A 13,065-nucleotide genomic window follows, 5' to 3' on the forward strand; every position below is an offset into this window, starting at 1 on the left:
ACATTCGTCGTGAATCAATGTGTTCTAGGTGACGTTGGCTAAGCTCTCAAGAGTTGCGACAAGTTAACCTAACCGCACATGGTTATTTCGATCACGCCGCGCACATCGTCCGGCAAACAGGCCACGCGCGAGAGTCCACCATCACGACGGCGACCGACTTCGTCCCGCTCCTGTTGCCGCGGGAGTATAGGGCGCGTAGAGACGATATCTTGCCGATCGCTTGCGCGAGCGCCACGCCCTCGCACCATAGCCGCAAGCAAAACCGCCGGCGAAGATCGAACCCAAAACCACAATTGCCAACATTTGAACGTCCCATTTTTCCGGCGCGTTCCTCCCATTGCATTTCATCTTGTCGTTGTGACGACTTCAAGATCGGCGCCGCTGAAAGTTTTGTCAGGCGATGATGAAGTTTGTGCAAGAGCTGATCGAAGTTTGGTCGTCGCCCGACGGCCGGGGACCCGGAAAGACCAAAACGTCTCACTGTTGAAGTTAAATCCGGCCGGATGTTAATCCGAGTTCACGCCGACGGCCCCAGTCGATGCAGCCTTCAGAATCGCCGGTCGATAAGTTCGGCTTCGAACCACTCAAAACGCGGCGACGGCCGCTGCTGATCAGCATTGAAATCTCCGTGATAATACGGAGCCACGAAGTCCGGATTAGACGCGTTAAGGTTGAGCGGTTAGCTTAATCCGCGTTGTTTGTTGCGAAGTCTCACCGATCGCTTATCCCATCGTCTCACCGGGCTCCCCCAAGCTCGGCCCCACCCAAGCAAAGCCGTCGAGCGACATGGGTCCGCTTGGCGGCTTTGTCTTTGTCTCGACGAGAGGATGATTTCGGTTATGGCGCGCAAGCCCTGGTCGTTCAAGGAAGACCGCCGGCTGATGGAGTTGGCCAAGTCTTCGGCTTCATTGGAGGAGGCGGCGAAACAGCTCGGACGATCGCCCGATGCGATCAAGCGCATGGCCTTGCGCCTTGGTCTTTCGTTGAAAACGAAGGCGAGGAAAAAGGCCTAGGCGTGCGGCGGTGTTTCGCCAACGACGTCATGGATGACCGCGGGCGCGCGATCTCCGATTCTGACGAAGAACGAATGCGACGTGTTGCTGATCGGACTGGAGCCAGGACTCAAGCCAAGGTGAGACCACCGTCCGCTCGAAAGCCTCGAATCCAGCTGCATGAAATAAATGCGCTCTAACCCTGTTCGCCAGGGAACCGAACCAGCGCGCTCGCGTTGACCTCAACTGCATCGCGAGGTCTGGCCGTGGCACATCTTGCCATTTCCGTCGTTCTGGTCTGGTTAGCTATCAATATCGCCTTCGTGGTTTTGCGCTTGCGAGCCACCCGGCCACAGCATGGTGGCAGCACCCGGCAGACTTCCATCGCGCCCTACAATCCCGCACCCGCTTCCCTCCGCCATCGAATGGGCCGCCAGAACTTGGGAGCGGAAGGTTAAGAGGCATTTTTCGATAGGGCCCCCGGTCCGGGGCAGACGGGTTTCTCGCCTGCCCACCCCCCAAAGGCCGGTTCCACATGCCTCGTCCCGCCATTAAACCCTATCTTAGCGCGTCCTGACTAGGATGGGCCGACGCTTCCCTCTGTTCCGCCGGGCCGAATGAGATTGCAGCGACCGACTTTCGCATTTGCGGCGCTCGTGCTCGCGAGCATGGCCGCGTTCGGCGTGGCCGGCCATTTTGCGGCGACTTCGTTCATTCGATACCAGCAGACCCATCAGCTCGACGAATTGACGGAAGTCGTTCTGCGTCGCGCCGAATTTGCGGTCGATTTTGCCGGCGCGAGCCTGGGCGAACTCGCGCGGCGCGATCTTGCCGATTGCGGGCCCGCGACGCTGCAGGCGATCCGGCTCCACGTCTACCAGCGTTCCGCAATCAAGGATGTGCGCCTCGTCAACCCTGATGGCTCGGTGATCTGTTCGGCCTATTCCGAAACGCTCGAATTCGACAAGGGATGGATCGACCGCCGCGATATGCTTCCCTCGCACGACAAGAGCCTCTCGCTCTTCCGTGTTGAGCAATTCGGCGGGGATGCTCTGGGCGTACTCAAAGACGTCAACGGCAATGCCGCACTGGTCGCCATTCTTGGCGTCAACGCCAGCCTGTTCGACATCATGCCCGCCGAGTTGCGCGCCCATAGCGAAGTGATCCTCGCCTTGAGCAACGGCGAGAAACTTGGCGAATTCCTGCTCGATCCCGACAAAGCCTTGCAGGCCCCGATCGATCTCGACAAAAATTCCGCTCGATTCCCTCTCCATGCGACCATCCGCCTCGAACGCGGCATCCTCTCGACGTGGAACAGCGAGGCCTACTGGCCGGCGTTGGCCGTAGCGTTTGCAATCGGCGCGCTTTTCGGCGGGCTTTTGGCGCGGAGCCGCCGCATGGAAGGGCCCGTCGCCGATCTCGATCGCGGGCTGGCCGCGAACGAATTCAAGCCGTACTACCAGCCAATCTTCGAGCTCAAGACCGGTCGGATCCGGGGCTGCGAGGTATTGGCTCGGTGGCTACTCAAAGACGGATCGGTCGTGCCTCCGATGAACTTCATCCCGCTCGCGGAATCCAGCGGCCGCATCGAGGTCATGACCTGGCAGATCCTGCGATCGGCGCTATCGGATCTGCAACCGTTGCTGAAAGCGAACAAGGATTTTAAGCTCTCCCTCAACGTCGTGCCAAAGCATCTCTTGAGTGCAGGCTTCATTGAAACGCTCCGCCGCACAGTCATGGCGGCGCACGTCTCCGCGCGCCAGATCGTCATCGAGGTGACCGAGCGCGACGAGCTCGACGATCTCGCACGCGCCGCAGCTGTCGTCAGCGAACTCAGGGACTACGGGTTTCGCGTCGCCATTGATGATGTCGGCGTCGGTCATAGCGGGCTATCTCGGCTCAAGGGCCTGGGCGCCAATACAATCAAGATCGACAAATTTTTCGTCGACACGATCACCGTGGACGCATCGACTGCCACGATCGTAGAGATGCTGGTCGCACTTGCGAAGGACCTCCAAATGATGGTGGTCGCGGAAGGCATCGAGACGGAAGAGCAGGTCCAGGCGCTTATTTCATCCGGCGTAGAGGAGGGGCAGGGCTATCTGGTCTCCGCCCCACTGCCCTTCCCGCGATTCAGCGAGTTGGTCGAGTCACGCTGCTTGCCGCAGAGCGCTAAATTGCCGACCGACGCGGTGTTGGTGGCCTGACTGGATTGAGCCGTTAACCCGAGACGGCAAGACGCTCCGCACCGGGCGCCCTGCTCAATCAGCCTTAACGATACTCTCATCTTTCAACGCGGCCCGGCTCCCATCCAGCTATGGTCGTCCAATGCGCCGCAACCACCTTATCGCAGCCGCTGGAATCTGCTTCGCGCTCATCGTCTATGCCACGCTTGCGAGACTGGCGGGGAGACCCGTACTTATCGGTCATCACGAGGCTTATTGGGTCGTCGTGATCGAACGCTTCAGCGCCTACGGGTTGCTGGGATTTCTCTTGTCCTTCCTGTTGCCCGGTCGGCTCACCCTCGCCTGCTCGCTTGTCGTGGCCGTCGCGATGGGGCTCGAAATCCTGCAAGCAATGACGCCCGATCGTGATCCGGGTTTCCTGGACGTGCTGCAAAAAGCAGCAGGCGGGACCGTCGGGGTCCTCCTCGCTCAAACAATCCTGGCCTTCTTACCGAGGCCTCCCTCCTGAGCAGATGCATGGCCTGCACGTCTGCATTGGGAAGCTGCCGTCGCTATTTCGTCATTTGTCCGCGTAGTTCACCGCCCGGGTTCGCGGCCGTATGAATGTTCGCGTACCATTTCCCGGCCAGCAGATCCGCAGCCTGAGCTTCGGTGAGCGTTGCGCTCCCCTGAATCGGACTTTGCACCGTCTTGAACGGCAGCACGATGCCGGCGTTCTTGCCGGGCTCCACGGGGCCATGGAAATGTGCCCCCATGACTGCCCCGGTCAAGCCGGAAAAGCTGACCGTATAGGTGAGGGTCTTCGCCTCGGTATCGTAGGTCGCCTCGGCCTTGCCTGTTCCGGGCGAGTTGTTCGGAGGCACTTCATTGCTGCCTTTTAAATCGGCCTGCAACTTCACAAGCTCTGCGTTTGCCGTTGCGGCTGTCATGATGATCAGCCCGCCCAGCATCGCCGCTCCCAACAGTGTCGCGTAGCCTCGATCGCTGTCGTTCCTCATGGCATCCTCCTGCAGGCTCTGCGGCCCGCTGCGGTTAACCCGGCCTGCAATGGAAATTCCGGATGGAGATTTATGCCTGATTCGGAACAATTATCGCGAGAATCTCGGCTCCTCGCGCCCGGAGCGTGATCGATGCGTGCGCGGGCTAAGCCGACCGGCGCCGGCCCTGGAACTGGTTCGGCGACAGGAGTTCTGCCATCTGCCGATGGGTGGCCTGGAGCGCCTCGATGGCGCCGTCCAGATCAAAACCGGCGTCCCGGACAGATGCGAAAAATTTAGCCGTCAGCGCCAGATCGAGCTTAACGCGGGTTGCGCCATCGCGGCTTTTGCGGCGGTCAAGTGACAAATGGATGGCCCGCACTCTGGCCTCGGCAGGCGTGCAGCCACTAAGCCCGGCGAGTTCGTCATAAGTCATCCAGATCTGTGCCATGTTTCCGTCACTCCTTTACTCGGCATCAGCTTATTTTTCGTGCTTAAAGCTTCGGTTGCCGCGATGCGCGCGCCCACCGTTTCGCAGCGATAGAGTCAATGCGAGCTAAACGAAGAAGGACGATCGTGCCGAGCCCCCGGTGGGTTGCATACAGCGAAGATCGATCTATGCTCACCGGATCGATCAACTGTCGAACTGAGGCAATCACATTGGGACAGATCACTTCGGAAGCCCTCTCCTTGAGTGATGTCCTGTCCCATGGCGCCACTCGACATGTCCCCGCCTTCGGCAAGCGTTTCGAATGGTTGACGCTTGCGGTGCTCGTGCTGTGTGCCGATTTGGTGCTGGCCACGGGCGCATCGATGATCGTTGATTTCACCTCGAGGTAAGCTGACATGACCGACCGACCGACTGTCCTCATTACGGGAGGCGCGGGCTATATCGGCTCGCATGCCTGCCGCGCCCTGACCGCGGCCGGCTATCAGCCCGTCGTTTATGACAATCTGTCGACAGGTCATCGCGGCTTCGTCGCCGGCCCGCTGGTAACGGGCGATCTGCTCGACGGCGCCACGCTGGCGCGCGCCTTCGCCGAGCACAAAATCACGGCGGTCATGCATTTCGCGGCGGCGAGCCTCGTCGGCGAGTCCATGACCGACCCGCAAAAGTACTACGTCAACAATGTGCAGGGCACGCTGTCGCTATTGCAGGCGATGCGCAATGCGGGTTGCCATCGTATCGTGTTCTCCTCGACCGGCGCCGTCTACGGCAATGCCGATTCCAAGGAACTGCCGGAAGACTTCCCCTGCGCGCCGATCAACCCCTATGGCGCATCGAAGTGGATGATCGAGCGCATGCTCGCCGATTACCGCGCCGCTTACGGCTTCGGCGCGTTCTGCCTGCGCTATTTCAATGCCAGCGGCGCCGATCCTGCCGGCGGCATCGGCGAATTGCGTGACAATGAAACCCATCTCATTCCGCGCGCCATGATGGCGTTACAGGGCCATGTCGATTTTGCCGTGTTCGGTGAGGACTACGACACGCCCGATGGCACCGCGATCCGCGACTACATCCATGTCACCGATCTCGCCGCAGCGCATGTCGCGGCGCTGAAGCTGCTGGAACAAGGGCATGCCGGCGGGAGCTTCAATCTGGGCACCGGCTCCGGCTTTTCGGTGCGGGAAATTCTGACTGCCATCAGGCAGGAGACCGGGCGCGAGGTGCCCCACACCGTCAAACCGCGCCGCGCCGGCGATCCCACCTATCTGGTCGCCGATCCCTCCGCAGCGCGAAAAGTGCTGAATTTCGTGCCGCGACATTCGGATCTGCCGACCGTGATCCGCACCGCCTGGGCCTGGCACCAGAGGGCTCATCCGCTTAAGCAGCCCTGACGACATCGTCGAAGTCGATCAGGCGGGATGAGACGTGGCCTTATGGTCTATTCCGTTCTGAGCCGAGCGATCCCGGCGCAAACGGATGGCGCGATCGCGAGCGGCCGTCGAGCCCCTTGGGCAGCTTGTCTGCGTTGAGCTTCACGACCGCACCTCTGGCCTCAACGGCGGGCACCTCGTCCTGGCTGTAGATCAGCGTCGCCTCGAAGGTCACATCGGGCGCCTGCTCGGCCGTTCCGGAACAAGTCGCCATCGCGCCGCTGCACACGCCCGAGAGCTTGACCTCGACTTCGTCGAGCCCGAACACGGTCGGCGGCCCCTCGGCATGTCGCCGCGTGGTCAGAACCGCCGTGAAGCGCTGCTCGTCGATTCGGTAAGAGCCGCCATACGTGAAGAAGCTGTCGCTGCCGGAGATTCGTCCCTCCGCCAGATGCACGACGCCCGTGCCCTGACCGCGCGGGGTCCTGAACCAGGCCGCATATTTGCCGTCTCTCAGCATGAAAACATCCACCGTAAAACTCAAACGTATTTGCAACCAACTCTGGGGCGCGACAATGACCCGCGCGGGGAGCATTCCGCCACGGTTAACGCCCTGCAAAGCGAGCCAGTCAAATTGCTGCCGACGCGCAGCGACGCGGGCGGGCGCACGCTCCCCCGTGCAGCGGGCAAGAAAGATGGAGCTCGTTGCATACCGCGCTAAAAACGATCGGCGTGCCGACCTCGTTTGGCAGCACGCATATAACCGCTATCAACTCCAGCCAGCTCGTGACAGCTAGCCTTCCTGTCGCGCTGGGAGGAAGTGGTCGAGATCGCCGACGGTCAGCAGGCGACGCCGTATCAGAAGACCGAGGCCACGCTCGCGCCCATTATTGATATAGAGAGTGCAGCGGAGGGCTACCCGGTCGAGGCCGTCCCAGCCGAATGAAATTATCCATCCGGTCGCCGGTTTGAACCTCTTCCTGATAGAGTGCACCAATAGCTGAGAGTGATTCCGGTCACACTTACCTGGGCGTTTCGCTGCTAAGCATCGGGCCTGGACGGGGACCGGGCAAGTATCGGTCGAATTGGATGAGAATTCCCATGAAAAGCCTGATCGGCGCTGTTGTCGGCGCGTGCTGTCTTGCTGCCCCCGCTTTGGCGGAGACCCCGGCCGCCATCGTCGAGGAGGTGCAAGGCAAGGTCGACGGTGTCGCGTTCATGGATTATGTGGCGCCGGGCAAGATCATCAAGCTGGGGCCCAAGGCAACCATTACGCTCAGCTATCTCAAATCGTGCCAGCGCGAGACCATCAGCGAAGGCGTCGTCATGGTCGGCACCGAGCAGAGCACCGTGCAACTCGGCGAGGTCAAGCGTGAAAAGGTGCCCTGCGATACCAACGCGGCAAAACTATCGGAGCGCGAGGCGAACCAGAGTGCCGCGACGACCTTCCGCACCATGCGGTCGGACGCCAAGGGCAACGCTCCGGCCAAGCTGCCGACGCTCTACGGCGTCGCGCCGTTGGTGCAGGCCAAGAGCGGCAGCACCCTGGTGATCGAACGTACCGATGGCAAGGAGCCCACGATCAGCGTTCCCCTCAAGAGCGAGACGATGGTCGGAGGCAAGTTCTATGACTTCGCCAAGGCCGGGAAGTCGCTGACGCCGGGCGGCAGCTATCTCGCCATCCTCGGCACCAAGCGTTACGCCTTCCAGGTCGATCCCAGCGCCACGTCGTCGCCAACGCCGATCGTCGGGCGCCTGCTGCGGCTCGAATAGGCAGCTAGCGGCGGGGCGATGCGGCGGATCGGCAGACGGGACATCGTTGCAGCGATCCTGATTGCGCTTCTTGCAGGCGCCGTCGTGACGTCTCCACCGTTGCAGACGCTGCAGGGCCTGTCGCTCGATATCCTCACGGCACTGCGCAGCAAGTTCGTCGGCGACCAACGCGATCCCGCGACATCCCCGGTCGTCGTCGTGGCCATCGACGGCGAGACCTACGACACTCCGCCGTTCAAGGGATCGCCAACGCAGACCTGGACGCGCGAGATCGGCCGGGTTCTCGGCAGCATCGACGACGGCGGCGCCCGGGCGATCGGCTTCGACGTCATCTTCCCGAGCTCGATCGAGCAGTCTGAGATTCCCTTCGGCGACGCGTCGCTGGGCACGCGACTCAAGGGATTCGATCGGGACTATCTCATCGCCCTGCGGAAGCTTTCCGACAGCGGCAAGCTGGTGCTCGGCGAGATCCTGAGCAACGACCATCAGGAAAGGCCCGACCGCGCGCAGCAATTGGTGGTGAGAAACAATATCCGCGCCCTCAACGTCCATACCGACACCGACGACGTGATCCGGCGGATGCCGCTGAGCTTCTCGATCGACGGCAAGCCGGTCCCCGCGATGGCGGTCGAGCTCGCCGCGCGCGCGCTCGCTGTAAAGCCCGAGATTGCACCGTCCGGAGCGACCGAATTGTCCGGTTATGCAATTCCGAGTGCGGTACCGAATACACTGGCGCTCAATTTTCGAGGACTGGGCCGCGACATTCCGACTTTCTCCTTCGCCGATCTGCGAGCCTGCGTCGAAAAAGGCGACCGCGATTTCTTCCGTCGCGCCTTCGGCGGCAAAGTCGTGCTGCTCGGCACCGCCCTGAATTTCGATGATCGCAAGCTCACCTCGATGCGACTGTCCGGCGGATATGACGGAACGCCGGGTCCACGATGCGCCCAGCCTGCCCCGGCGAGCACCGTACAAAAGGCCCGCAGCGACATCGCCGGTGTCTTCGTTCATGCCAACGCGGTGCGAAATCTGATCGAACGCGATGCGGTGACCGAGCTCGGCTTTCCACTGCGGAGCATTCTCACCATCGTGTTCGCAGCGATCGTGGCCTGCGCGGCCTGCGTGCTCGCACCGGGTGCCGCACTGATCGCCTGGTTTGGCCTCACCGCCGTATACGCCGCTGTGGCCGTCGGTGCATTCGTCCATGCCTTGGCGCTGCCGCTGACCGAGCCGGCACTCGCAAGCCTTGCCGCACTCGCGATGATGATCGGCTACCGTTTCGTGCTGGCCGATCGTGACGAGCGTTTCCTGCGCAAGAGCTTTGCGTTCTATCTCGCCCCCGAAGTGATCGAGACGATGGTGGCCTCCGGCAAGATGCCGGCGCTCGGCGGCGAAATGCGCAACGTCACGATGTTCTTCTCCGACCTGAGCGGCTTCTCCTCCATCGCCGAGACGATGACGCCGGGCGAACTGGTGACGCTGATGAACGAATATCTGTCGGCCATGACCGACATCATCGAGAGCCATGGCGGCTATGTCGACAAATATATCGGCGATTCCATCGTCGCCATGTTCGGTGCGCCCGCCGACGATCCCGCGCATGCGCGCCACGCCGTCCATGCCGCGCTGAAATGTCACGCAAAGCTGGCGGAGCTTAATGCCGCCAGCGCCGCTTTCGCCGGCCGCGGCCTGTCGCACCGCATCGGGCTCAACAGCGGCGAGGCCGTGGTCGGCAATATCGGCTCCCGCCGCCGCTTCAACTACACCGTGATGAGCGACACCGTGAACGTCGCCTCGCGGCTCGAAGGCGCCAACAAATATTATGGCACCACCATCATGGCCTCAGAAACGACTGTCGCGCAGACAGGCAATACTTTCACCTGGCGCGAGCTCGACGCCATCAAAGTGATAGGACGCGGCGAGGCGATCAAAGTGTTCGAGCCCCTCGCGGAGAAGGGCACGGAGAGTGCCGGGCAGGCGAAGATTGCCGCCGCGTATGCGGAAGGGCTGGCGTGCTGGCGGGCAAGGGAGTTTGCGAAGGCGGCTGATGCGTTCGGGCGAACGGCGGAAATGGATCCGGCGTCAGCGCTTTTTGACAAGCGCGCGACTGCGCTCGCTACAAATCCACCGGGGTCGGATTGGACTCCGGTGAACATCCTAGAAGGAAAGTAGCGCAGCGTCGCACCGCTTTCGGGTTCACTCCACGCTAGAACGGCAACCCCACATAATTCTCCGCCAGCAGACGCTGCGCCGTCTCGGACGACAGCAGATACTCCAGCTCCGTCTGCTGAAGCCTGTTTTCATACTCGGAACGGTCGGGGAAGCGATGCAGCAGCATCGTCATCCACCACGAGAAGCGTTGCGCCTTCCAGATCCGCGCCAGTGCGTTGGCGGAATAGCCCTGAAGCCCGGAATCATCGTCGTTCTGATAGTGCGCGAGCATGGCGTGGTAGAGATAATAGATGTCGGAGGCAGCGCTGTTCAGCCCGCGCGCGCCCGTCGGCGGCACGATGTGGGCGGCATCGCCGGCGAGAAACAGGCGGCCGTAGCTCATCGGCTCGGCGACGAAGCTGCGCAACGGCGCGATGCTCTTTTCGATGGACGGTCCCGTGATCAGGCGGCCGCCGACCTCGTCCGGCAGACGACGCTTCAGCTCGGCCCAGAACGCATCGTCGCTCCAGTCCTCCACCTTGTCGGTGAGCGGCACCTGGACGTAGTAGCGGCTCAGCACTTGCGACCGCAAGGAACACAACGCGAAGCCGCGCTCATGCTTCACATAGATCAGCTCCGGCGACACCGGTTTCGTACGCGACAGCACGCCGAGCCAGCCGAACGGATAGATCTTCTCGTATTCCCGCAGCACGTCCTTCGGGATCGACTTGCGACTGACGCCGTGAAAGCCGTCGGCGCCGACGATATAATCGCAATCGACTCGGACGGTCTCGCCATTCGAACGATAGGTCACGTAAGGCCGGTCGGAGGTCAGGTCATGCGGCGTCACGTCCTCGGCATTGTGCACGACGTTGCCGCCGAGGCGGTCGCGCGCCTCGTAGAGGTCGCGCGTCAGCTCGGTCTGGCCGTAGACCAGCACCGAATTGCCGTCGGAATGCTTGTGGAGGTCGATCTGGGAGAGCACCCCATCATGGGCGATCTCGAATCCCTTGTGGATCTCACCCTCGCGGTCCATCCGCTCGCCGCACTGAGCCTCGCGCATCAGCCTGGCGAAGCCGTGTTCGAGCACGCCGGCACGGATCCGGGCAAGCACGTGGTCGCGGCTGGATTTTTCCAGCACGACCGTGTCGATACCCTTGAGGTGCAGGAGCTGGGACAACAGCAGCCCGGACGGCCCGCCGCCGATGATACAGACCTGAACTTTCATTTTTGCGTCCTCCTCGGCACTTTCTTGCAGATTCAGCGCCGCTGACCGATGGAGGCTTTCGTCTTTGTCTTGTACTATTCGAACATGAGACGCGCAGCCCCCGCCCCGGCGATCCGGGTCTACAATTTGTTCGGCGAGTCCGGCGATCTGCCCGATGTCGTGCATTGCGAGACGATTGCCTCGCGCTCGGTGCTGCACGACTGGACGCTGGCCGTGCACCGCCATGCCCGGCTGCACCAGGTGCTGCTGATCGAGCGCGGCGGCGGCGAAGCCACGCTCGACGGGCGCGTGGTGCAGCTGAAGCCGATGCAGATCGTCAACGTGCCTGTCGGCCACGTCCATGGCTTCCGTTTCGTGCCTGATACCCAGGGCTGGGTGCTGACCATCGCCGCGGAAATATTGGACGAAGCGCTGCTCGCCTCTGAAGGCCTGCGAAGTGCCTTGTCGCGCTCGGCCGTGATACGCGGCACGCCGCAGATCCGGACCACCATGAAGCAGATCTTTGCCGAACACGCCGCGCGCGATTTCGGCCGAGCGCATGTGCTGCGTGCACTGTCGGCGGCGATGATCGGGCTGGTGGCCCGCGCGCTCACTGGCGAGAGCGGTGGCAACGGCACGGCTGAAAGCGGACTATTCCGCCGCTTTGAGGCGCTGCTGGAACAGCATCATCTGGAACGCTGGAGCGTCGCGGACTATGCGGGCGCGCTGTCGATCACGCCGACCCATCTCAACCGGGTGACGCGGGCCGCAACTGGCGACACCGCCTCGCACCTGATCCTCAACCGGCTGATCCGCGAGGCGCGGCGCAACCTCGTCTATACCAATTTGCCGGTCTCGACGATCGCCTATGCGCTTGGCTTCGAGGACCCCGCCTATTTCAGCCGGGTCTATGCCGCCGCCACGGGCGTGTCGCCGCGCGCCTTTCGCGCGCAGCTCCACGGCGAGGAAGGCTGACACATCGGCCGATCGATCAGGCGCGCCTGTGGTCGAAGGCCACGCTGGGAACCGCAATGGCCTTTGTTGCCAGCGCTGCCACTTAACCTTCGTATATGGGGCCCTATCCTTTGGATAGGCGCCCTTTACCTCAGTACAATTGAGTAGGGAATGCGCGCGCCTTAGCCTGGCTGCATTCGGCGCCCTGGCGCCGGTGGGCATTGTATCCTCCCTAACCTGGGCGCAAGACGGCCGCCCCTGTCCGGTCGTCTGCGCTGCTTTTTCGGCAAGCCATCGGTGGCTTCAATGTTTTTCCGGCCGACACACCGCCCCCGGCGGTTGGACCGGCCACCTTTCGCGTACAACTGGAGATTTGTGCATAATGTCTTCGATTGAGAAGATCGCACTCTTTATCGATGGCTCCAATCTCCATGCCACCTCCAAGGCGCTCGGCTTCGACATCGACTACAGGCGACTGCTCGGCGAATTCCAAAGCCGAGGTGCGCTGTTGCGGGCCTTCTACTACACGACCGTCGTCGAGGATCAGGAGTATTCGTCAATCCGTCCGTTGATCGATTGGCTCGACTATAACGGATACACCGTCGTCACGAAACTCACGAAGGAATTCGTCGACGCCATCACCGGCCGCCGCAAGGTGAAGGGCAGCATGGATGTCGACCTCGCCGTAAATGCGATGGAACTCGCCGAGCACGTCGATCAGATCGTGTTGTTCTCGGGCGATGGGAATTTTCGTTCGCTGGTGGAAGCCCTGCAACGCCTCGGTGTCCGCGTGACGGTCGTCTCCACACTCTCCACTCAGCCAGCCATGGTCGCCGACGAGCTGCGCCGACAGGCGGACATATTCATCGATTTGGCAGAACTGCAACCAAAAGTGGGGCGCGATCCGGCCAATCGGCCGGGATCGCGCGAGATGCGTCAGTCACCGCAATTCCGCGCGCGCGTAGCGATCGATCGCGGCGACCAGGTGGAGTGAACCTTCGGGCGGCGGC

General features: G+C 62.0%; 14 protein-coding genes. 10 read left to right on the forward strand and 4 right to left on the reverse strand.

All coding sequences use genetic code 11. The features are described from left to right. The first annotated feature begins 839 nt into the window (after positions 1-839). The 3 genes from ABIB91_RS24905 to ABIB91_RS24915 all read left to right on the forward strand — a co-directional run bounded on the left by ABIB91_RS24905 (position 840) and on the right by ABIB91_RS24915 (position 3,686). The gene (locus ABIB91_RS24905; protein ID WP_162847250.1) at positions 840-1,013 is read left to right on the forward strand and encodes a hypothetical protein; all 174 of its coding nucleotides are present in this window, start codon (positions 840-842) and stop codon (positions 1,011-1,013) included. Between the two features lie 596 nt (positions 1,014-1,609). After that, entirely contained in the window at positions 1,610-3,199 is a 1,590-nt protein-coding gene (locus ABIB91_RS24910; RefSeq protein ID WP_502917015.1) for an EAL domain-containing protein, read from the forward strand. A gap of 121 nt (positions 3,200-3,320) precedes the next feature. Next, positions 3,321-3,686: a VanZ family protein gene (locus ABIB91_RS24915; protein WP_219684233.1), complete on the forward strand. Its 366-nt coding sequence runs from the start codon at positions 3,321-3,323 to the stop codon at positions 3,684-3,686. Positions 3,687-3,729: 43 nt separating this feature from the next. Here ABIB91_RS24915 and ABIB91_RS24920 read toward each other — a convergent pair whose 3' ends face one another. Continuing rightward, positions 3,730-4,176: a CHRD domain-containing protein gene (locus ABIB91_RS24920; protein WP_354168154.1), complete on the reverse strand. Its 447-nt coding sequence runs from the start codon at positions 4,174-4,176 to the stop codon at positions 3,730-3,732. Positions 4,177-4,321: 145 nt separating this feature from the next. Continuing rightward, positions 4,322-4,606 (reverse strand): hypothetical protein, encoded by a 285-nt coding sequence (locus ABIB91_RS24925; protein WP_354168156.1) that lies wholly within the window; start codon positions 4,604-4,606, stop codon positions 4,322-4,324. Positions 4,607-4,815: 209 nt separating this feature from the next. Between ABIB91_RS24925 and ABIB91_RS24930 the strand changes: the two genes are divergently transcribed. Both ABIB91_RS24930 and galE read left to right on the forward strand, forming a co-directional pair. Next, positions 4,816-4,995 (forward strand): hypothetical protein, encoded by a 180-nt coding sequence (locus ABIB91_RS24930; protein WP_354236355.1) that lies wholly within the window; start codon positions 4,816-4,818, stop codon positions 4,993-4,995. 6 nt (positions 4,996-5,001) lie between these two features. Then, positions 5,002-5,994, forward strand: coding sequence for a UDP-glucose 4-epimerase GalE (gene galE, locus ABIB91_RS24935; protein ID WP_354168160.1), 993 nt, complete (start codon positions 5,002-5,004; stop codon positions 5,992-5,994). 40 nt (positions 5,995-6,034) lie between these two features. On the opposite strand, the gene ABIB91_RS24940 is transcribed toward galE, so the two are convergent. Then, positions 6,035-6,493, reverse strand: coding sequence for a hypothetical protein (locus ABIB91_RS24940; protein ID WP_007595548.1), 459 nt, complete (start codon positions 6,491-6,493; stop codon positions 6,035-6,037). Positions 6,494-6,793: 300 nt separating this feature from the next. Here ABIB91_RS24940 and ABIB91_RS24945 point away from each other — a divergent pair, with 300 nt between their 5' ends. The 3 genes from ABIB91_RS24945 to ABIB91_RS24955 all read left to right on the forward strand — a co-directional run bounded on the left by ABIB91_RS24945 (position 6,794) and on the right by ABIB91_RS24955 (position 9,915). Beyond that, positions 6,794-6,919, forward strand: coding sequence for a hypothetical protein (locus tag ABIB91_RS24945; RefSeq protein WP_256375805.1), 126 nt, complete (start codon positions 6,794-6,796; stop codon positions 6,917-6,919). A 155-nt stretch (positions 6,920-7,074) separates the two neighbouring features. After that, positions 7,075-7,746 (forward strand): hypothetical protein, encoded by a 672-nt coding sequence (locus ABIB91_RS24950; RefSeq protein ID WP_007595550.1) that lies wholly within the window; start codon positions 7,075-7,077, stop codon positions 7,744-7,746. An 18-nt stretch (positions 7,747-7,764) separates the two neighbouring features. Next, positions 7,765-9,915, forward strand: a complete 2,151-nt coding sequence (locus tag ABIB91_RS24955; RefSeq protein WP_354168163.1) for a CHASE2 domain-containing protein — start codon at positions 7,765-7,767, stop codon at positions 9,913-9,915. Positions 9,916-9,949: 34 nt separating this feature from the next. On the opposite strand, the gene pobA is transcribed toward ABIB91_RS24955, so the two are convergent. Beyond that, positions 9,950-11,122, reverse strand: a complete 1,173-nt coding sequence (gene pobA, locus ABIB91_RS24960; protein WP_007595554.1) for a 4-hydroxybenzoate 3-monooxygenase — start codon at positions 11,120-11,122, stop codon at positions 9,950-9,952. 48 nt (positions 11,123-11,170) lie between these two features. Between pobA and ABIB91_RS24965 the strand changes: the two genes are divergently transcribed. Then, positions 11,171-12,076: a helix-turn-helix domain-containing protein gene (locus ABIB91_RS24965; RefSeq protein ID WP_007595556.1), complete on the forward strand. Its 906-nt coding sequence runs from the start codon at positions 11,171-11,173 to the stop codon at positions 12,074-12,076. A 361-nt stretch (positions 12,077-12,437) separates the two neighbouring features. Next, positions 12,438-13,049, forward strand: a complete 612-nt coding sequence (locus tag ABIB91_RS24970) for a LabA-like NYN domain-containing protein (RefSeq protein WP_007595558.1) — start codon at positions 12,438-12,440, stop codon at positions 13,047-13,049. Positions 13,050-13,065 lie beyond the last annotated feature (16 nt).

The organism is Bradyrhizobium sp. JR4.3 (assembly GCF_040547695.1).
GTDB lineage: Bacteria > Pseudomonadota > Alphaproteobacteria > Rhizobiales > Xanthobacteraceae > Bradyrhizobium > Bradyrhizobium canariense.